Source organism: Salinibacterium sp. NG253 (assembly GCF_015864945.1).
In the GTDB taxonomy this organism is placed as follows: domain Bacteria; phylum Actinomycetota; class Actinomycetes; order Actinomycetales; family Microbacteriaceae; genus Rhodoglobus.
Genome location: NZ_JADYWF010000003.1, coordinates 180,655 through 199,572, shown reverse-complemented (window position 1 = coordinate 199,572; position 18,918 = coordinate 180,655). Strand labels below are relative to the sequence as shown.

21 protein-coding genes are annotated in these 18,918 nt (G+C 61.1%); 8 read left to right on the top strand and 13 right to left on the bottom strand.

Features of this window, described 5'->3' with window-relative positions; translation table 11 throughout:
* The first annotated feature begins 1 nt into the window (after position 1).
* Entirely contained in the window at positions 2–913 is a 912-nt protein-coding gene (locus I6E52_RS13795; RefSeq protein ID WP_197158347.1) for a TIGR01777 family oxidoreductase, read from the top strand.
* Between the two features lie 28 nt (positions 914–941).
* Here the strand turns inward: I6E52_RS13795 and I6E52_RS13790 are convergent, their stop codons facing one another.
* Both I6E52_RS13790 and dapB read right to left on the bottom strand, forming a co-directional pair.
* Positions 942–1,397 carry a hypothetical protein gene (locus I6E52_RS13790; protein WP_197126573.1) on the bottom strand — a complete coding sequence of 152 codons (456 nt, stop codon included), beginning with the start codon at positions 1,395–1,397 and terminating at the stop codon, positions 942–944.
* Entirely contained in the window at positions 1,394–2,149 is a 756-nt protein-coding gene (gene dapB / locus I6E52_RS13785; protein WP_197126572.1) for a 4-hydroxy-tetrahydrodipicolinate reductase, read from the bottom strand. Before dapB ends, I6E52_RS13790 begins: the two co-directional genes overlap by 4 nt.
* A gap of 70 nt (positions 2,150–2,219) precedes the next feature.
* Here dapB and I6E52_RS13780 point away from each other — a divergent pair, with 70 nt between their 5' ends.
* Positions 2,220–2,759: a GNAT family N-acetyltransferase gene (locus tag I6E52_RS13780; protein ID WP_197158345.1), complete on the top strand. Its 540-nt coding sequence runs from the start codon at positions 2,220–2,222 to the stop codon at positions 2,757–2,759.
* A gap of 48 nt (positions 2,760–2,807) precedes the next feature.
* On the opposite strand, the gene I6E52_RS13775 is transcribed toward I6E52_RS13780, so the two are convergent.
* The gene (locus I6E52_RS13775; protein WP_197126633.1) at positions 2,808–3,410 is read right to left on the bottom strand and encodes a histidine phosphatase family protein; all 603 of its coding nucleotides are present in this window, start codon (positions 3,408–3,410) and stop codon (positions 2,808–2,810) included.
* Between the two features lie 18 nt (positions 3,411–3,428).
* On the bottom strand, positions 3,429–4,799 hold the full coding sequence (locus tag I6E52_RS13770) for a pitrilysin family protein (protein ID WP_197158343.1): 1,371 nt from the start codon (positions 4,797–4,799) through the stop codon (positions 3,429–3,431).
* Positions 4,800–5,109: 310 nt separating this feature from the next.
* Here I6E52_RS13770 and I6E52_RS13765 point away from each other — a divergent pair, with 310 nt between their 5' ends.
* Positions 5,110–5,700 carry a TetR/AcrR family transcriptional regulator gene (locus tag I6E52_RS13765; protein ID WP_197158341.1) on the top strand — a complete coding sequence of 197 codons (591 nt, stop codon included), beginning with the start codon at positions 5,110–5,112 and terminating at the stop codon, positions 5,698–5,700.
* 98 nt (positions 5,701–5,798) lie between these two features.
* Here I6E52_RS13765 and I6E52_RS13760 read toward each other — a convergent pair whose 3' ends face one another.
* Positions 5,799–6,791 carry an aldo/keto reductase gene (locus tag I6E52_RS13760; RefSeq protein ID WP_197158339.1) on the bottom strand — a complete coding sequence of 331 codons (993 nt, stop codon included), beginning with the start codon at positions 6,789–6,791 and terminating at the stop codon, positions 5,799–5,801.
* 192 nt (positions 6,792–6,983) lie between these two features.
* Here I6E52_RS13760 and I6E52_RS13755 point away from each other — a divergent pair, with 192 nt between their 5' ends.
* Positions 6,984–7,514 (top strand): YbhB/YbcL family Raf kinase inhibitor-like protein, encoded by a 531-nt coding sequence (locus I6E52_RS13755; protein ID WP_197158336.1) that lies wholly within the window; start codon positions 6,984–6,986, stop codon positions 7,512–7,514.
* Positions 7,515–7,620: 106 nt separating this feature from the next.
* On the opposite strand, the gene I6E52_RS13750 is transcribed toward I6E52_RS13755, so the two are convergent.
* Positions 7,621–7,806, bottom strand: coding sequence for a hypothetical protein (locus I6E52_RS13750; RefSeq protein ID WP_197126704.1), 186 nt, complete (start codon positions 7,804–7,806; stop codon positions 7,621–7,623).
* A 187-nt stretch (positions 7,807–7,993) separates the two neighbouring features.
* Positions 7,994–10,243: a polyribonucleotide nucleotidyltransferase gene (locus tag I6E52_RS13745; RefSeq protein ID WP_197158333.1), complete on the bottom strand. Its 2,250-nt coding sequence runs from the start codon at positions 10,241–10,243 to the stop codon at positions 7,994–7,996.
* A 320-nt stretch (positions 10,244–10,563) separates the two neighbouring features.
* Between I6E52_RS13745 and I6E52_RS13740 the strand changes: the two genes are divergently transcribed.
* Positions 10,564–10,746 carry a DUF5302 domain-containing protein gene (locus tag I6E52_RS13740; RefSeq protein WP_197126702.1) on the top strand — a complete coding sequence of 61 codons (183 nt, stop codon included), beginning with the start codon at positions 10,564–10,566 and terminating at the stop codon, positions 10,744–10,746.
* 131 nt (positions 10,747–10,877) lie between these two features.
* A complete protein-coding gene (ppk2, locus tag I6E52_RS13735; RefSeq protein ID WP_197158330.1) occupies positions 10,878–11,810 on the top strand; it encodes a polyphosphate kinase 2 in 933 nt (310 codons plus the stop codon).
* Between the two features lie 52 nt (positions 11,811–11,862).
* On the opposite strand, the gene I6E52_RS13730 is transcribed toward ppk2, so the two are convergent.
* The gene (locus I6E52_RS13730) at positions 11,863–12,495 is read right to left on the bottom strand and encodes an FMN reductase (RefSeq protein ID WP_197158328.1); all 633 of its coding nucleotides are present in this window, start codon (positions 12,493–12,495) and stop codon (positions 11,863–11,865) included.
* A 53-nt stretch (positions 12,496–12,548) separates the two neighbouring features.
* Positions 12,549–13,664 carry an LLM class flavin-dependent oxidoreductase gene (locus tag I6E52_RS13725; protein ID WP_197158326.1) on the bottom strand — a complete coding sequence of 372 codons (1,116 nt, stop codon included), beginning with the start codon at positions 13,662–13,664 and terminating at the stop codon, positions 12,549–12,551.
* A 207-nt stretch (positions 13,665–13,871) separates the two neighbouring features.
* On the opposite strand from I6E52_RS13725, the gene I6E52_RS13720 reads away from it, so the two are divergent.
* Both I6E52_RS13720 and I6E52_RS13715 read left to right on the top strand, forming a co-directional pair.
* On the top strand, positions 13,872–14,837 hold the full coding sequence (locus I6E52_RS13720; protein ID WP_197158324.1) for an alpha/beta hydrolase: 966 nt from the start codon (positions 13,872–13,874) through the stop codon (positions 14,835–14,837).
* 115 nt (positions 14,838–14,952) lie between these two features.
* Positions 14,953–15,960, top strand: a complete 1,008-nt coding sequence (locus I6E52_RS13715) for a helix-turn-helix domain-containing protein (RefSeq protein WP_197158322.1) — start codon at positions 14,953–14,955, stop codon at positions 15,958–15,960.
* Between the two features lie 32 nt (positions 15,961–15,992).
* Here the strand turns inward: I6E52_RS13715 and I6E52_RS13710 are convergent, their stop codons facing one another.
* The 4 genes from I6E52_RS13710 to I6E52_RS13695 all read right to left on the bottom strand — a co-directional run bounded on the left by I6E52_RS13710 (position 15,993) and on the right by I6E52_RS13695 (position 18,842).
* Complete coding sequence (locus I6E52_RS13710; protein ID WP_197158320.1) at positions 15,993–16,769, bottom strand: anti-sigma factor; 777 nt, start codon at positions 16,767–16,769, stop codon at positions 15,993–15,995.
* Entirely contained in the window at positions 16,756–17,316 is a 561-nt protein-coding gene (locus I6E52_RS13705; RefSeq protein ID WP_197158318.1) for an RNA polymerase sigma factor, read from the bottom strand. The genes I6E52_RS13710 and I6E52_RS13705 overlap by 14 nt, the downstream gene beginning before the upstream one ends.
* Before the next feature lie 23 nt (positions 17,317–17,339).
* On the bottom strand, positions 17,340–17,948 hold the full coding sequence (locus I6E52_RS13700) for a class F sortase (RefSeq protein ID WP_197158316.1): 609 nt from the start codon (positions 17,946–17,948) through the stop codon (positions 17,340–17,342).
* A gap of 69 nt (positions 17,949–18,017) precedes the next feature.
* On the bottom strand, positions 18,018–18,842 hold the full coding sequence (locus I6E52_RS13695) for a DUF4397 domain-containing protein (protein ID WP_197158314.1): 825 nt from the start codon (positions 18,840–18,842) through the stop codon (positions 18,018–18,020).
* Between the last annotated feature and the right edge of the window lie 76 nt (positions 18,843–18,918).

The following is an 18,918-nucleotide window of genomic DNA, read 5'->3' as shown; positions in this document are numbered from 1 at the left end:
CATGAACGAGCCCGCTCCCCGTCCCCCGATTTCACGAGTCCTTGTTGCCGGCGCGTCTGGCTACATCGGAACAGAGCTGGTAGCCCAACTCACCGCTGCGGGATTCGAAGTGATGCAGCTTGTGCGTCGCAAACCGACTGCCGAGGGCGAATACGAGTGGGATCCACGATCGGGCACGGTGGATGAACGGGCCATCGAGCGCGCAGACGCCGTCATCAACCTCGCTGGTGCGTCCACGGGCAAGCTCCCGTGGACGGCCAGCTATAAGCGCGAGATTTTGCGCTCGCGCGTAGACGGCACGCGCGCGCTGGCCGAAGCGATTCGGCGCGCCTCGAATCCGCCAGTCGTGTTTCTCAGCGGGTCAGCCGTTGGTTACTTTGGCAGCCGCCCCGGTGAAGTGCTCACTGATGAATCGAGCAAGGGAACAGGATTTCTGAGCGATGTCGTCTACGCGTGGGAGCAAGCGGCGCGACTAACGCCGAGCACCACACGGCTCGTCATGTTCCGTACCGGAATTGTGGTTGGCCGGGGCGGAGCATTCACGCCGCTCAACCTCTTGACGCGGTTTGGAGTCGGAAGCCGGCTCGGCAGCGGTGCCCAATACTGGCCATGGATCAGCCTGCACGATGAAGCCGCGGCTATCGTCCATCTACTACGAAGCGACTTTGCCGGCGCCGTTTCGCTCGTCGGCCCCACTCCAGCAACCGCTGAAACCATCACAAAGACACTGGCCCAGAAGATGAAACGGCCACACTGGTTTGTGGTTCCGAGTTTCGCATTCCGGATGCTGGGCGACGCCGGCAAGGACCTCATTTTGGTCGATGAGAACGTTCAATCGCCCACGCTAGCCAACACGGGATTCACGTTCCGCCACACGACTATCGAGCAGGCCATCGACGCGTTCGTCGAGTAAAAGTACTCTCGCCGACCAGCGAAGCTAGCTAGGCGGTGGGCGTCGGCTTCGCGCGCGAGAGCGCGATTGCCCGTCGGGTAGCCCAACGAGCCCGCTTGCGGTCGCCGCTGGCGTCATACGCGAGCCCCAAGCGCAGCCAGGCACGCCATGATTCTGGTGCGGCCTCAGCCTCGGTACGATAGCGGTCAAAGGCGCGATCTGCCGTCGCGGGATCGGGGCGGCCGCTCGGCAAGAGCTCAACCACCTCATCCGGCAGCGCACCTTCCTCCTCAAGAGTGGTGAGCAGTCGCTCGGCCCGGAAAATGAAAAACAGTTCTGCGGCGAGCGCCCAAAAACCGATCAGCGGCAGCACGAGCAAAGCCCAGCCCATGACGTTGGCAATGGGTTGATCGATGCGGATGAGCACGATCGAATAGTTGATCACGAAGATCATGTAGAGCGCGAGAAGCGCCACCATGACCAGTGCGGCTATGCGTGTTTTCATGCGGAGGGTGCGCCCGATGCTGGTGAGAGGTCTATGAGTTGGTCGAGACCAACCGTCACGCCGGTAGCGCTGACCACGGCACGGAGTCCCAACAGGATGCCGGCCTCGTAGGAATCCTGCGACATTGTGCGGTGGTCGATGGTGAGCACCTCGCCGGGACCACCGAAAATGACCTGCTGGTGCGCGATCACTCCCGTCATCCGCAGACTGTGCACCGGAATGCCGGCGACCTGCTCGCCCCGGGCGCGCTGATCGACGTGCGGGGCCAACGCCGGGCCACGCTCTGAGCGAGCATCCGCCATGAGCTCGGCGGTGCGCACTGCGGTGCCCGACGGAGAATCGACCTTGGCGGCGTGATGGCTCTCGATGATTTCGATTGAGTCGAAATAGCGAGCGGCGGCGGTCGCAAAGGACGTCGCGAGGGCCGATCCGACAGAAAAGTTGGGGATGATGACGACGCCAACCTCCGGAGTCTCCGTCAAGGTTGAGCGCAAGCCCTGAACGCGGTCCTCACTCCAGCCCGACGTGCCAACGAGCACGCTCTTGCCATTGCTGATCGCGAAATCGACAACCGAGGGTGAGACACTCGGCTCCGTGACATCGACCACGATGTCTGCCGCGAGCATCTCGCTGAGTTCAGACCGTGAGTTGAGGGCGGCGACGAGCGAGAAATCAGCAGCAGCCTCTACGACGCCACTGATGTATTTGCCCATGCGACCGGTTGCGCCGACTACCGCTACTTTCGTTGTCATTGTTCAAATCTACCAATCCTGAGCGGGCTCACCGACTACTCCCCCGCTGCGCCGCGAGTACTCTGGTGCTGTGCCACAGTTTCGCTCTCTTCCCGTGACGGATGCCCTCGCCCACGAACTTCTGACGGAATACTTCAGCTACCGCGCTGAGACCTTCCCGACGCCCTCTGGCTATGTCACAACGTTTCCCACGCCGGAACAGTTCACTGAGCCGCGCGGGGTTTTCCTGGTCATCGAGACGAACCCCGAGCCAGCTGCCGGCCCCGGACGTGATGCGAAGCCCACCGTTGCATCGGAAGCATCCGCCGTTGATGCTCAGTCGCAGGCGACCGCACTCGGCTGTGGCGGCATCCGCCAGCTTGAGCCCGGCCGGTTCGAGGTGAAGCACCTGTGGGTGCGCCCCGAGGGTCGCGGTGCGGGTCTTGGCCGCCAGCTTCTCAGCGAACTCGAACGACGAGCACGCGCCTGGGGCGCTACGGAACTCGTACTCGACACCAACGAAAGCCTCGCCGCGGCAGGCGGGCTCTACCGTTCAAGCGGCTTCGAACCGTGCGAGCCCTACAACGACAACTCGAACGCCACGACCTGGTATCTCAAGACGCTGCGCTAATCGCTGCGTGTCAGCTCACGGCCGCCCAACCTTGCCGAGCAGAACTGGCTAGTAGGGCTGTTCGGTGGGCAATCCGGTGCGCAGCTCAGCGGGCAAGTGCCCGAGGTCATTGTGGGTCACGAGCACGGGTGGCTTGGCACTGCGCACACGGATGATCGTCAGCCCGCAATTGGCCTGATTGAGGCCGAGCCAGCGCCACTGATCCCCGCCAAGCACTTCGCGCACGAACCACGAAATCACAAAGTTGTGGGTAATCAGAAGGTCATGACGGTCTTCGCGCGCCGGAGTCAAAAACTCGTTGACGGCATCTTCCATCTGCGCCTGCCCGGCGTCGATCTCTTCATCCGTCACGGAACCGAAGAAGGGCTCAAAGGCTGCAGGCATATCGTGAGTGGGGCCGCTGGGGATGCAGTCCATGAGTAGCGTCGTCGGCTGAGACTCAAGGGCCGGCATCCGCTCGGTCATGATCGCGGCTGTCTCTTCTGCTCGCTGCAACGGCGAATGGAACGCGCGCGTAAAGGGAACCCCGCTCAGCCGTTCAGAGATCGCTTGGGCCTGCCGGACACCTTTGCCCGACAACGGTCCGTCTGGTAGTCCGTGTTCTGCGTCCTGCTGCTCTCCGTGCCGGACGAGATACAGGTAATGCGCCATCATCATTCCTTTGCTGATCTAGCTCTGGGCAACGCTGCCGAGAGCAAGCCCTGAGAACATCTCTTCGTTGACGGCCCCGACCGCTGCAATAGAGAGGGGGCGCGACGAGAGTTCATGAGCAAGTTCTTGGATGTCGTCGGCAGTGACTGCCGAGATGCGGGCAATGGAGGCGTCGAGGTCGACAAACTCACCGAGAGTGAGCTCGCTGCGGCCGAGGCGTGACATGCGGGAATCGGAGTCTTCGAGCGCGAGCGCTGACCCTCCCCGCAGTTGGCCAATCGCACGGCTGATCTCTTCGTCGGTGACGTGGGCGGTGCCGAGCTTGTGGAATTCCTCGAGCATCAGGTCAGTAACCTGAGTGACTTTCTCGGGTGAGCATCCGGCATAGATGCCAAACACGCCTGCGTCGGAGTAGCTCGGCGAGAACGAGTAGACGGAGTAGGCAAGCCCGCGCTTTTCGCGCACCTCTTGGAAAAGGCGCGATGACATGCCGCTGCCCAGAATCGAGTTCAACACCGTCAGTGTTGCGCGACGACTATCAGTAGCCGAGAGGCCTTCGACCCCGGCGATGATATTGGCCTGCTCGATGGGGCGATGCGTGACGTGCAGCCGTTGGCCCGGGGTCAGCACCGGAGAATGCGCGCTACCAGAGAGGTCGCGACGCGCAACCGGAGCCGCTTCTACCGAGAGATCCCAGCCGGCCGAAACGAGGCACGCGGAAATCGCTGCTACGAGTTCATCGTGGTCAACCGCCCCTGCCACCGTGATGACGAGGTCTTGCGGACGGTAGTTAGCTTGGTAGTGGTCCCAGACGGCATCGCGCGAGATCGCATTGATGGTCTCAGGGCTTCCCCCAATAGGACGGCCGAGCGGATGCGCGCCGAAGACGGCCTCGAAGTAGCGCTCGCTGGCAACATCCGTGGGATCGTCGTCGGCCATCGCCAGTTCTTCGAGAATGACGCCGCGCTCGTTAGCGAACTCGGTGGGATCGATGAGGCTTGACGTGAGCATGTCGCCGATGACCTCGATCGCCATCGGCAGGTCGATGTCTTGCACCTTGGCGTAGTAACAGGTGTATTCCTTGGCCGTCATCGCGTTGTGCTCACCGCCCACAGCATCGAAGCTCACAGCAATGTCAAGAGCCGAACGCGCGGCGGTGCCTTTGAACAACAGGTGCTCAAGAAAGTGCGTGGCGCCGAAGGTCTCGGGATGTTCGTCACGGGAGCCGGCAGCAACCCAGTAGCCCACGGTTGCGCTGCGCGCTCCGGGTACTTGTTCGCTCAGAATGCGCACACCGCTTGGCAAAACAGTTCTACGAACGAGACTGTCGCCGGTTGCGGTGAACGACAGTTCGGGAAGGTCAAGAGGAAGAATTACAGCGTCGCTCATCACCACTGAGCCTACGTCATTTGTCTCTCTCTTGAGCCGATTGCTCAGATTCGGTCGGATTCCGTCCCCCATATTGGGGTGAAAAAAAGGGGACAGACAGACTTGTCTGTATGTCCTCATATGCTAATGTTCTTTCTAGGCACCCGAAGCCGACAACCCATCATCCGGACCCGAACCGGTTGATGTAAACCACATAACCCAGACCCGAATCCGGGTTATGAAACAAACCGCATCGCTTGGACCCGAATCTAGCGATGCACATAGTGGGGACAGTTCCTGATCCGAACCTCCACGGAAGGAGTGCGCTGCGATGGTATTTGAGACACCAGAGACCGCGCAGCGCGCTCCGGCCAAAGGCCGCATCTTAGAAACGGCCAACACACTCTTCTACCAAGACGGCATTCTGAACGTCGGGGTAGACCGCATCATCGCCCAGTCGAGCGTGACCAAGGCAACCTTCTATAAGCACTACCGCTCAAAAGACAACCTCATCCTTGAGTACGTCAAGAGCCGCCGTGCCGCCGTCGAGACCGAAGTGCAGTCGATCATCGACAATTCCGCCTCACCACACGATGCCGTTCTTGGCCTCCTGGAGTCAGTCGCTGGAGAGCTCACTAAGCCCGACTTCCGTGGATGCCCGTTCCTCAACGTTGTCGCAGAGTTCCCCGACCCGACGCACCCCGTCCGTGTGCTGATCGCTGATCACCGCGACTGGTACAACGAGTCGCTGTACGAACTTATGCGCGCCGCAGAGCACCCCTTTGCCGGCGACGCCGCTGACGAGCTCATGCTCGCCAAGGATGGCGCCCTCGCCGGCGGCTACGCTGGCGACACTATCGCCGCCGGCGCCGCTATGGCTCGCGTCATCAAGCGCGTACTCGCCGAAGCGGTCAAGGTCTAGCGACCCACCCGCGTGCCCGTTGAGGCACGCTGACGGCTAGAACGAAGCAGTAGCGAGAGACGTGCTCGACACCAGAACACGCCTGCTACAAGCGCGCTCTAGAAGCTAGAGACGCGATCCAACTCGGCTGACTGGTGCCGCGTCAATTGCACGCGCGCCGCCGCGATGAGCTCAGGGACCTGCTCTGCCCGGCTAGCGCTCACCACTGGTGCGACAACACCCGGCTTGTTCAACAGCCACGCCAAAGCGATCGTCGCAACGCTTTCATCCTGCTCTTCGGCGACTCCGTCGAGAGCATTCAAAATCTTGATACCGCGGCGACGCAAGTACTGCGCCGCATCGTGACCGCGCGAGTTGAGCGCCAGATCGGCACGCTGCCGGTACTTGCCGCTCAAAAACCCACTAGCCAGCGCGAACCGAGGCATCACACCTAGGCCTTGAATGGCTGCCACGTGGGCGAGCCCGGTTTCGTACTCTTGGCGGTGAAGAAGGTTGTAGTGCGCCTGCACAGCCACCATGGGGGCAACGCCCATCTGACCGCACGCGATGCGCGCCTGGATAAGACGATTGCCCGTGTGATCGGAACCGCCGAAGTAGCGCACTTTGCCTTCGCCGATGAGTTCGTCGACCGCGAGCAGAGTCTCGTCGAAGTCAACACTCTCGTCATCGACGTGCAGGTACAAAAGATCGATGTGGGATGTCCCTAACCGCGCAAGCGAGGCATCCACCGAACGCTTGATGGCGTCCGCTTCCATGCCGGGGTTATCGCGGCTCTTGCCGACCTTGGTCGCCACCACCATCTGATCGCGATTGCGACGGACGCGCATCCACTTTCCGATCATGAGCTCGCTGCGACCAGAAGCATAGGAGTCTGCTGTGTCGATGAAGTTGCCACCGCCGTCGGCGAAAGCGTTGAGGATCGAGGCTGTTGCAGCATCATCTGCGGTCCAGCCGAAGATGTTTCCGCTGAGCGCAACCGGGAAAACACGGAGGTCAGATGACCCGATTACCCGGGTAGAGAAATGCTGCCCAGTTACTGGACGCGCGCGAGTGGAACCCGTCAGTGATTGAGTCGGGTGCACCTGCGTCATAACGGCCTCCCACAAGGCTTTTGGTAAGAATATGTCGCCACGGCAGTGAATGGAGGGAGGACAGACAGATCGTTATTAGTCCGTGTCGAAAACTGTCATTTTCGGGTCACACGCCCCGTGAAAGTGTCATCCGGACGTCATTCTCGTCATACTGGCCCCAGCGTCGTTTTTGCAACCGAAAGGACCGTCACCGTGAATGACCCCAACTGGAAACTGCCTCAAGTCCCCTCATTTGTGCTCGAAAGTCCTGACTTCGAAGAGGGCGGCATGCTTCCCCAGTGGGCTCGCTCCGGAATTGCGAATATTGGCGGCGAAGATCGCTCCCCCACATTGCACTGGCACGGCTTCCCCTCCGGCACGAAGAGCTTCGCGCTAACGGTCTTTGACCCTGATGCCCCCACCGGCAGCGGCTGGTGGCACTGGGCGGTCTACAACATCCCTGCCTCCGTTGAGTCGTTGCCGCACGACGCCGGCAATCCGGATGCCCAACTCCTGCCCAACGGCGCAATTACTCTTCCCAACGAACTGCGGCTCACCTCGTTCCAAGGAGCAGCCCCTCCCGCTGGCCACGGGCCGCACCGCTATGTCTTCACCGTGAGTGCACTCAACGTCGAACGCCTCGACGTTGCCGAAGGAAGCACTCCCGCCATGCTGGGGTTCGCACTACGCGACCACATCGTTGCCCGCGCCCAGCTGATCGGCCTGTCGAGCACTAGCGAGTAGCTCGCTTACGAAGCGCGCGGCCGGAAGCGCGCAGCAGGAAGCGCAGGCACGACGAGCATCCCGTATCGGGAATACGGGCAATCGGGAGAACGCGAGAGTCTCTGACTTAGGTGTTGCGGCGGTAGTAATGCGGAACGCGTTCGTAGCCTCGGTTGCGCATCTTCGCAACAACCACGCTGACGACCACGACGATTACAACAATGCCGAGGGCCACCCACAAATACCATGCGGTCTCTAGCCAAATGAGCATGTCGCTCATGAAGGCATCAAGAGGTGTAGTGATTCGGGTCACAACCACACAATAGCGCGGTAACCCCCACATAGCGGCACCCCAACGAAGGGCAGACTAGGGTGACTACCCCCTTTCTGGCTGTCATTTGCTCAAGAAAGTTTTCGTGCGCACACTCCCCCGTACCGTTAACGACACAGCGCCCCTTCTCAACGAGAAGAGGCGCTGTGTGATGTGCGTTTAGCGGGACTTAGCTTTCGTCAGCGGGAGCCGCTGCGTCTGCGTCAGCCTCGTCGAGGACGGGAGCAAGCGAGAGCTTGCCACGGTCGTCGATCTTGGTGATTTCAACCTGAATCTTCTGGCCGACTCCGAGAACGTCTTCGACGTTCTCAACACGCTTGCCACCGGCAAGCTTGCGGACCTCGGAGATGTGCAGCAGACCGTCTTTACCAGGGGTAAGCGAAACGAATGCACCGAAGGTAGCGATCTTGACGACCGTACCCAAGAAGCGTTCGCCAACCTCAGGGTTGAGCGGGTTCGCGATGGCGTTAACCGCCGCGCGTGCAGCCTCAGCAGAAGGACCATCGACAGCGCCGATGTAGACGGTTCCGTCATCCTCAATCGAGATGTCGGCTCCAGTGTCATCCTGGATCTGGTTGATGTTCTTGCCCTTCGGGCCAATCAGCTCACCGATCTTGTCGATCGGAATCTGAACCGAGATCACGCGAGGTGCCGTGGGGGCCATCTCGTCAGGAGCATCGATTGCAGCGTTGATCACCGAAAGAATCGCGGTACGCGCTTCTTTAGCCTGCTTGAGTGCACCGTCGAGAACCGACGAAGGCAAACCAGCGAGCTTGGTGTCGAGCTGAATAGCGGTGATGAACTCACTCGTACCGGCAACCTTGAAGTCCATGTCGCCGAGTGCGTCTTCAGCACCAAGGATGTCGGTGAGAGCTGCGTAGCGCGTAACGCCATCAACTTCATCCGAAATCAAGCCCATGGCGATACCCGCAACCGGTGCGCGCAGCGGCACACCAGCGTTGAGCAGCGACAAGGTCGAAGCACAGACGGAACCCATCGACGTTGAACCGTTGGAACCGAGAGCCTCGGACACCTGGCGGATCGCGTATGGGAAGTCTTCACGAGCAGGAAGAACTGGCGCGATGGCGCGCTCGGCAAGGAAGCCGTGCCCGATCTCGCGACGCTTCGGGCTACCAACACGACCGGTCTCACCAGTCGAGTAGGGCGGGAAGTTGTAGTGGTGCATGTAGCGCTTCTTGGTCACTGGTGCCAGTGAGTCAATCTGCTGCTCCATCTTGAGCATGTTCAGCGTGGTCACACCCAAGATCTGAGTCTCGCCGCGCTGGAAGATTGCCGAACCGTGAACGCGAGGAATGACCTCAACCTCAGCATCGAGCGCACGAATGTCGCTCAAGCCACGGCCGTCGATACGGATTCCCTCGGTGAGCACGCGGGTACGCATGACCTTCTTGCTGACGGCCTTGTACGCTCCGCCAACCATGCCGAGTACGTCTTCGCCGAGTTCTTCAGCGTCAACCTTGGACTGAACCTCAGCCTTGACGCGAGCCTTGAGCTCGTCATCAGCGGTCTGGCGCTCAATCTTGTCGGCAATCTTGTAGACATCGCGAAGCTCTGCTTCCGCGATTTCACTGACTGCGTTGTACGCCTGGTCAGAGTACGGCGGGAAGAGCTTGAACTCGGCAACAGGCTTTGCAGCCTTGGTCGAAACCTCGAGCTGAGCCTTCACAAGCTGCTTGAGGAACGGCTTGGATGCTTCGAGACCCTGAGCAACAACGGCCTCATCGGGCTTGGTCGCGCCAGCCTTGATGAGTTCCCAGCTGTTCTCGGTAGCTTCTGCCTCAACCATCATGATGGCGATGTCTTCTTCGCCCTTGTCGTTGGTGACCATACGGCCAGCAACAGTGAGGTCGAAGACAGCGTCAGCAAGCTGGCTGTACTTCGGGAAGGCAACCCACTGGTCGTTGATGAGAGCCATGCGGATGCCGGCAACCGGACCATAGAACGGAAGTCCCGAGATCTGGGTGCTGAGCGATGCTGCGTTAATCGCGAGAGCGTCGTAGAACTCATCCGGGGCGATGCTCAGAACGGTGATGACGATCTGAACTTCGTTGCGGAGTCCCTCAACGAAGGTCGGACGCATCGGACGGTCAATGAGACGGCAGACGAGGATCGCTTCCGTGGAGGGACGACCCTCGCGACGGAAGAAGCTGCCGGGGATCTTGCCCGCTGCGTACGAACGCTCTTCAACATCCACAGTGAGTGGGAAGAAGTCGAAGCCTTCACGCGGGTGCTTGCCAGCGCTGGTTGCGCTCAAGATCATTGTTTCTTCGTCGAGGTACGCAGCGACGGCACCCTGTGCCTGCTGAGCGAGTCGACCGGTTTCGAAGCGCACGGTGCGCTTGCCGAACTTGCCGTTATCGAGAACGGCTTCGGCGAATGTGATTTCTGGACCCTCCATGCGGGGGTTTCTCCTTTGTTTTACGTCGCGCACCCGTGTGGTGTGCGACTCGTCAAGGAGCAGGAGCGGGCAGAAGGACGCGATGGTTCATGCGCATGCCTAGAGTGGCGGCGCATGTCTGGCCAACAGTAGAAAGCCTCCGAACGACTCGGAAAATTACCACCGGTGACCAGCTTCTTGCCAGCCTGCTCCGTGCGTCGCCCTCTAACTAGCAGGACAACTCCCATAATCGTAGCACCGGGGGCCTGTGAAGCCCCAGAGATTGGCGCGCGACACGGACGAGGAGCGCATTGCCATAGAGGTGGCCTACGCTGACAAGTATGGAACCCACAGAAGAAACACCCTCTGCGAGCGAAGAGAACAAGCGCAGGTTCCGCGAGGCGCTTGACCGCAAGCAGGGTAAGCAAACATCACGTCCGGGCCATTTGGATGCCGAATCGGCTATCCACGGCACACAGGACCGCGCAGACCACAAGCGCGACTTCCGCCGCAAGACCGGGTAATCACGGCCGAATGACGCGCAGCTCGACAAGCTTTTGCCGATGAGCTCGGTGCTTTTCTCGCTGAGCTCGGTGCTTTTTGCGCTGCGCTAAGGTTTTCAAGCTATTTTTTCTACAGTCTGTAGAATTGCTGAATGACCTCATCCAACGGTGATTCAGAACCAGAAGCCAGCTCCGACACGGTCTCGCGTGAAAATGCAACGAGTGCCCCCTCCCCTCGAGAGCACAGCGTTCTGCCACCCCAAGAACCGAAAGTCGCGTGGCGGCACGGTCATCCGTATGAGACCAAGATGTCCCGTCGCGAGTACGAGCGCCAGAAACGATTGCTTCAGATCGAGCTGCTCAAACTTCAGTCGTGGATCAAGGAGACAGACCGAAAGGTCGTCATCATCTTTGAGGGCCGCGACGCCGCAGGTAAGGGCGGCGCCATCAAACGATTCATGGAGCATCTCAATCCGCGAGGGGCCCGGGTGGTTGCGCTCGAAGTCCCCACCGAGCGCGAACGAAAGCAGTGGTACTTCCAGCGGTACGTGCAGCACTTGCCGACCGGTGGCGAGATAGTGATCTTCGACCGCTCTTGGTACAACCGAGCCGGTGTCGAACGCGTAATGGACTATTGCACGCCACATGAGCATCTCGAGTTCACCCGTTCGGCACCCGAGTTTGAGCGCATGCTCGTGCAGTCGGGCATCCATTTGGTGAAGTTCTGGTTCTCCGTTGGCCGGGATGAACAACGCGCACGGTTTGCCGCGCGCTCCCACGATGCAGTGCGGCAATGGAAGCTATCGCCAACAGACCTCGCGAGCCTCGACAAATGGGATGACTACACCGAGGCCAAAGAAGCGATGTTCTTCTATACCGATACCCCGCAGGCCCCGTGGACCGTTGTTAAATCCAACGATAAGAAGCTCGCTCGCACCGAAGCGATGCGTTGGCTCCTCGCGCAATTTGATTACACCAACAAAGACCACGATGTCGTCGGGATTCCTGATCCGAAAGTGATCGGTAGCCCGCGATCGATCTACGACGATGGCGAAGTGCTCGGCGGAACATTCCCCACGGTCTAGACACTCGGCAGCGGACTCGGTGTGCCCCGCGCCCGCCACCGCTGGTTGATTTTTATTGCGCCCCAAAGCTCCCGACGGGGCTGAATCCCTCGGGAAGGGCAAACGGGTCGGTCACCCGCGAGGAGCGATCGGAAACCGCGGCGAGCGCCGCCAACTCGCCTGCTGCACGAGAGATTCGTGCGGGAAGGGTGCTCGACGCGCTGTCTAAACCACTTCCCCAATCGGCGGATGCCGCATACACACCCGTCGGCACCGCCACAGCGTGAAGGTAGCTGAATAGCGGTCGCATCGCGTAGTCGATCGCGAGCGAGTGCCGATCGGTGCCACCGGTCGCGCCGAGCAGTACTGGTAGGTCGGTGAGCGATTGCGGGTCGAGCACATCGATGAACGACTTGAAAAGCCCGCTATAGCTCGTGGTGAAGATCGGCGTGACGGCGATGAGCCCGTCAACGCCAGTAACCGCGGCGATGGCTTCATCGAGCTTGGCGCTCGGGAAGCCCGTGAGCAGGTTGTTCATCACATCGTGCGCGAGGTCGCGCAACTCGATGACGGTCACTTCGGCTTCGATGCCACGTTCCCGCAGGTCGATGACGGTTGCCTCAGCGAGGCGGTCGGCGAGGAGGCGGGTTGACGACGGCTGGCTGAGTCCAGCGGCGATGACGGCAATCTTCTTGACGTCGGACATGGTGTGCTTCTTTCTCTGGATCTGACGGTGTGGATGCGCGGCGGGCCGCGAAACTAGACGGTCGCCGGGGCGTCGGCTGCGGAGGCGGCGAGAGCCGCATCACGCTGAGCGACGAGCGAGGCGTGGGTTGGGGCATCCGGAACTTCGGCAGGACGGTTCGTGGCGAACTCCTTGCGGAGCACCGGCACAACTTCTTCACCGAGGATGTCGAGCTGCTCGAGAACGGTCGTGAGCGGCAAGCCGGCGTGGTCCATGAGGAAGAGCTGGCGCTGGTAGTCGCCGAAGTGTTCACGCATCCCGGCGTACTTATCGATGACCTCTTGCGGGCTGCCCACGGCGAGCGGAGTCTGGTCGGTGAAATCTTCCATTGACGGTCCGTTGCCGTAGACGGGGGCGTTGTCGAAGTACGGGCGGAATTCAGCCTTCGCGGCCTGCGAGTTGCTGCGCATGAATGCCTGGCCGCCAAGACCTACGATGGCCTGCGCTGCCGTGCCGTGACCGTAGTGCTCGAAGCGCTGGCGGTAGTAGCCAACGAGGCGCATGTAGTGCTCTTTTGGCCAGAAGATGTTGTTGGCAAAGAAGCCATCACCGTAGAACGCGGCTTGCTCAGCGATCTCGGGGCTGCGGATCGAGCCGTGCCAGACGAAGGGAGGCACGCCATCCAAGGGTCGGGGTGTTGATTGGAAGCCCTGCAGCGGCGTGCGGAACTTGCCTTCCCAGTTGACGAACTCTTCACGCCACAGCTTGTGCAGCAGCGAATAGTTTTCGATGGCGAGCGGGATGCCCTCTCGAATGTCTTTGCCAAACCACGGGTACACCGGCCCCGTGTTGCCGCGGCCCATCATAAGATCGGCGCGACCATCGGAGAGGTGCTGAAGCATCGCGTAGTCTTCGGCAATCTTCACGGGGTCGTTGGTGGTGATGAGCGTCGTACTGGTCGAGAGGATGAGCTTCTCGGTCTGCGCGGCGATGTACGCCAGGGTCGTCGTGGGGCTTGAGGAGAAGAACGGTGGGTTGTGGTGCTCCCCCAGGGCGAAGACATCGAGCCCGACTTCCTCCGCTTTCTTTGCGATCGTGACGATGTCCTTGATGCGCTCGCCCTCGGTGGGCGTGCGGCCGTTTGTCGGGTCAGTCGTGACGTCGCTAACGGTGAAAATTCCGAACTGCATGGTGTGCTCCGGTCTCCCAAAATCTGTCTGGATGAATCAGTTATCCGTTTCAACCACGCCGTTTCCCGATAATTCCAGCACCGTACCGCCAGATGGCGGTTAAGGGGCTCCGAACGTGGAATGGCTGGCGGTACTACCGTGGAGCCGCAACGCTCTAGCGTGGACATAGGCCGTCACACTGGCGTGACGCAGACCAATGGAGGTCTCATGACTACGAACAATGTTCATCCCGCTCCCCCGTTCGACGCCGAGCTGGCTGCAGTGCTGTCGATCGTGAACGAGCAGCTGCCGCCCACACTCACTCCCGCGATGATCGAGCCTTTTCGGGCCGGGCTGGCTACGCCCGTCGCCGATTTGCTCGAAGGGCGTGCGATCACGCACCGAGAAGAGACCTTCGCTGGTCCCGGTGGGGACCTGCTGGTCTCCATTTTTCACCGCAACGATCACAGCGTTGCCGGGCCCGGCATCGTTCACACGCATGGCGGCGGAATGATCATCGGCGACCGTTTCAGCGGCATGGAGACAATGCTCAGCTGGGTCGACGAGCTGGATGCCGTGGTCGTGTCGGTCGAGTACCGGTTAGCTCCTGAGCATCCTGACCCCGCTCCGGTCGAAGACTGCTACGCGACGCTCGTGTGGACGGCGGAGAACGCAGCACGGCTCGGCATCGACTCAACGAAACTCGTTATCGCCGGCGGTAGCGCTGGAGGTGGCCTTGCTGCGGGCACGACGCTCTTGGCGCGCGACCGCAAGGGACCCGCGCTTGCCGCTCAGATGCTGATCTATCCCATGCTCGATGACCGCAACGAGACAGTGTCGAGCTATCAGATCGACGGCACGGGAGTCTGGGATCGTGGAAGCAATGACACCGGCTGGGATGCTCTGCTCGGCGACCGCCGAAAGACCGGTGACGTCTCGATCTATGCGGCCCCCGCGCGTGCGACGGACCTCAGCAACTTGCCGCCAGCCTTTATCGACGTGGGCACCTCGGAAGTATTTCGCGACGAAGACGTCGCCTACGCCTTAACCATTTGGGCGTCGGGCGGCCACTGCGAGCTGCACGTCTGGCCCGGCGGTTTCCACGGCTACGATGCCATGGCTCCCTTCGCTGCCCTCTCCATCGCCACTCAAGACGCTCGACTCAACTGGTTGCGCCGCACGCTCGGTGTGTAACGAGCCGGCAGTCTGAAGCGCGACTGATACCGCTGTGGTTCGGGCCTTACTGCGACTGTTTGTTCTGGGCAGGCCGCAATAGAGTAGGGCTCGAACCACAGAGGGCGGAACGAGAATGCAAGAATTAGCCGGGCGCTTGAAGGCGCTCGATCCCGAAGCCAGCGAAACTCTGCGGGTGATCTCGTACTTCGATGCGCTCACCGCAGGCCACGCGAGCGTTGAAGTTCTCTTGCGCGGCGCCAGCATGCTTGCCGGCTGCGCTAGCGGGCTCACCTCTCCAGCACTCACCCTTCGCGTTGATGAGCGCGGACGTCGCAGCCCCGAAGCGGGCACCCCCACGTCTTGGCCAGCACGGGCAGTCACCGGCGGCGGCACCGTGTGGATCGAACGCGACGGAAACGCCCACGCGAACGACGACATGATTCTCGAACGAGTTGCGCTCGCCCTCGGCATCCTGTTCGAACGCACCGGGCCCGCTGAGTCCGTTCACAACCCCGTTGAAACATTGCTCGATTCATCGGAGAGCGCCGAGAGCCGACAAGCCGCAGCCCACGCTCTCCATTTAGTGGCCACAACCCGCTATCGCGTGATCACTCAACCAGCGAGCACTATGAACGCCGCGGCCGGGCCGTCTGCCGTGATCACCACCGTTGCGGGTGCTGTGCGCGCCGAGATCGTGCTGAGCACGGATGCGGTCGCCGCCCCGCGCGCCGGCATCGGCATCGCTGCCTCGCCCGCTGACCTCGTACGTTCGTGGCTGTCGGCGCTCACGGCGCTGCGCTTGACCTCCGATCATGAGCCCGTGCTTTATGGCGACGATCTTGGTTCGCTGTTGCTCCTCGCCGAGATCAGTCCCGCCGGAGCTCCGGAGAACTGCGACCTGCAGTCGCTCGGCGTCGTGATTCGCGAGACACCGCGAATCCTGCCGATGCTCGACACTCTGGCCGCGAGCGAGAGTCTTCGGGCGGCGGCGGCGACACTCGGTTTTCACCACTCGACGGTGCAGTCCCGCGCGGAGGAACTCAGCGCCAAGCTCGGTTTTGACGTGCGAACCTCACGCGGCCGCACCCGGCTGTCAGTCGCTCTCGCCCTGCACCGGCTCGAAACCGCACGCTTCGAGTGAGCTAAGCCGAGCGGAAGCTTCAGCGGCGCTCGCTACGCGTCGGTCGAGAGCTGACCGCGCACGATGGAGTCACCGGAGTGAGCCGGGTTTCCGTCGAACTGTTCCTCCGAGATGTCGACAAGGTCGTAACTCGAAATATCGAGACCGTCGGGCACCGTGAACTGACCTGACGTGCCTTCGACGATTCCTAGGCTGACGAGAGCCGTGGCATCCGTCGTGATGAGCCACACCTCGCGGTAGCCGCCCGCGGTTGCGGGCGCATCCAAGCTGACATCGATAACACGAGTGCCATCGGGCAATTGTTCGAGGGTGGCTTCTCCGACGGAGTCAGGCCAGTCCGGGAACGCATCGAGCGTCGCACTCGCGAGAATGGTGGGCTGGTCAGCCGGGCGGAATGTTGACCACAGTGCGGTTCCCGCGCTTGCGACCAGGGCGACGGCGGCCGCTGCAGCAACGATGCCGATCCACGGGCGGCGACGACGACGTTCTGCAAGTGAGTGCACCGTGGCACCCTCAGAAACGCTCTGAGGGGCAGCGGCAGCATGAGTGGTATCAGCAGGAACGGTATCGCCAGGAGCGGTATCGCCCGAGAGCGAGAGCTCGTCGCTGATGCGATCCCAGACGCGCGAGGGAGCGTCGAGAAGCTCGCCAGCATCGAAGGTGGAACGACCAACCATGGCAGCACGAGAGAGAACTTCGATCTCGCGGCGGCACTGTTCACACTCGCTGACGTGCACACTGTCTTCGGGGAGGGCGACTTGCTCACCGAGGGCGAGCAGCGCAAGAATATCCGGATCAACGTGTCGCATAGGTCGCCTCCAATCGTGTTCGCATCCGTTGCAGACTGCGCCGGATATGGCTCTTGACCGTTCCTAAAGGTAGTTCGAGACGGTCGGCTATTTGGTTGTGGGTGAGATCGTCGAAGAATGCCAGCCTCATGATCGCTTGGGCATCTGGTTCAAGGCGAGAGATCTCGTCGGCCACGATCAACGTGTCCGCTAAGTCGAAGTCTTCCACGACTGCGTCCCCTCGCGATGTTGTCGACGCCAGCTCTTCTTGAAGTCGGCGGATGCGTGCCCGGGCTTCGTGGGTGTCGGCAATCTTGTTTTTGGTAATTCCGACGAGCCAGGCGGAGAGGCTCGATCGTTCAGGCTTGAAACTTGACCGACCAGTCCACGCGGAGACGAAGACTTTCTGCGTGACGTCTTCTGCGTCGCCGCGATCACCGAGCGAGCGAACTGCAAGAGTGAACACGAGCGACGACCACCGCTTGTAGACCTCCGCGAGCGCCACTTCGTCACCAGCAATGAAGGCCTGCGTCATGCGGGCTTCGGCTGCGGCTTCGTCGTCCGTCATAGCTCTCCGGTTGAGGATGTCGTTCATAGCGGGTTAGCGATCGCTACAACGTTGTCAGAATATTGCCGCACATTTTCGTCGAACTGTCCACCACAGGTGAGAAGGACGATGCGTGGCGCTCCGTCTCGATCGAACACTTGGTCGAGTGGGACCTGGGCCTTCTGGACGTTCTGAACCGATTCGAGTTGATAGCGGTGATCGACGCCATCGTCGGTCGTCACAATGATTTCCGCTTGAGCTGGCATCGATGCCAGTCGCGAAAACGGTCCAAGACCTTGAATGAAGTCGTCGACATGGGCCGTGATGACAGTAGACCCTGTGTCGCTGCTCGGAGACGAGCCGTATTGGTACCAGCCCGCAACGGTGATGTTTTCGGGGATCTCCATAAAGCCGTCGGGCTGGATACCGACCGGAGCAATAGAGATGTCCACGCCCACGGAGGGAATCTGAATCCGCACCGGAGCAGCGAGCTGCTCTACCGGCGCAAGTTCGCTCGACTGGCGGGGCACATCGATCACCGCGGTTGGCGGCGCAGAAGGCACGGGCGTGGGAGCGATGGATTCGGCGGGGGCTGCAGCACAGCCAGCAAGGAGAAGCGCCATGGCGGTGAGGGCTAGGATTCTCGGGGCCATGACGTTCTCCTTGCTGGGGTGTGTGAGTGCTGGTGTTGCGGGGTCGTGCTGTGGAGGTTGTGCTGGTGACTACTTCGCGGCGCGAGCTGCGGTGAGTCGGGTTGCGGCAAATCCTGCGAGAGCAAGAAGCGCTGCGAGGCCGCCGAGGCCGGCGAAGAGGATGCCATTGTTGTTATCGGCGGCGAGACCGGCGGTTCCGGCATCCACACCGGTGGGGTTCGAGTGGAGACCATCGATGGTCTGCACTGCGAGCGTCAGATTGTCGTCTGCGGCGCTGCCCCAGGCGTAAACGATGGTGTTGACGCCTTCGGCAATGTCGACGTCAGCCGGGCCGATTACAGGGTCAGTGGTTCCGGTGAGGGCAACAGCGGCGGAGATCGTTCCGACCGCGAGGTCAGCCTTTACTTCGTCGGGGTTGCTCAGGTTTTCGAAGGCAACGGCATCGTTGGCGAGCACGTCGACAGCGGGGGCTGCCGCAGTGTGGCGAACGGTGAGTCGGCCTTCACCGGCGGCGACCGTCGAGAGGTCGTTCGTAAAGAGGCTTGCCGTGGGATCACCAGACTCGTCGAGGTGAGCTACAGCGGTGTAGCTCGTGTTGGCTTCGAGCGTGAGGTCGATGGGGCCAATAGCGGGCGCCGAGTCGTCGGTAGCGTCAGAAGCGGTGATCGCGACCGTGTAGGTGTCGGCCGGAAGATCGAGGGGGCCAGCGAGGTCACCGGGCTCGAAGTCGTCGAGGGTGAGTTCACCGTTGACGTAGACGTCTACGGTGAGTCCCGGTACTGCGTGCAGAACGTACAGGTCCGCAGTGGTGTCCGAGATGGCGTTGGCGGGAATGGCGACTCCTACGGCGGCAATCGCTCCGGCGGCTACACCGGCAAAAATTTTGTTTCGCACTGTTCTTGTCCTCTCATGGTCGGGCGTAAATCGCCTTACATGGAGTACTTCCGGCTGAACCCCTGTTTTGGATGCA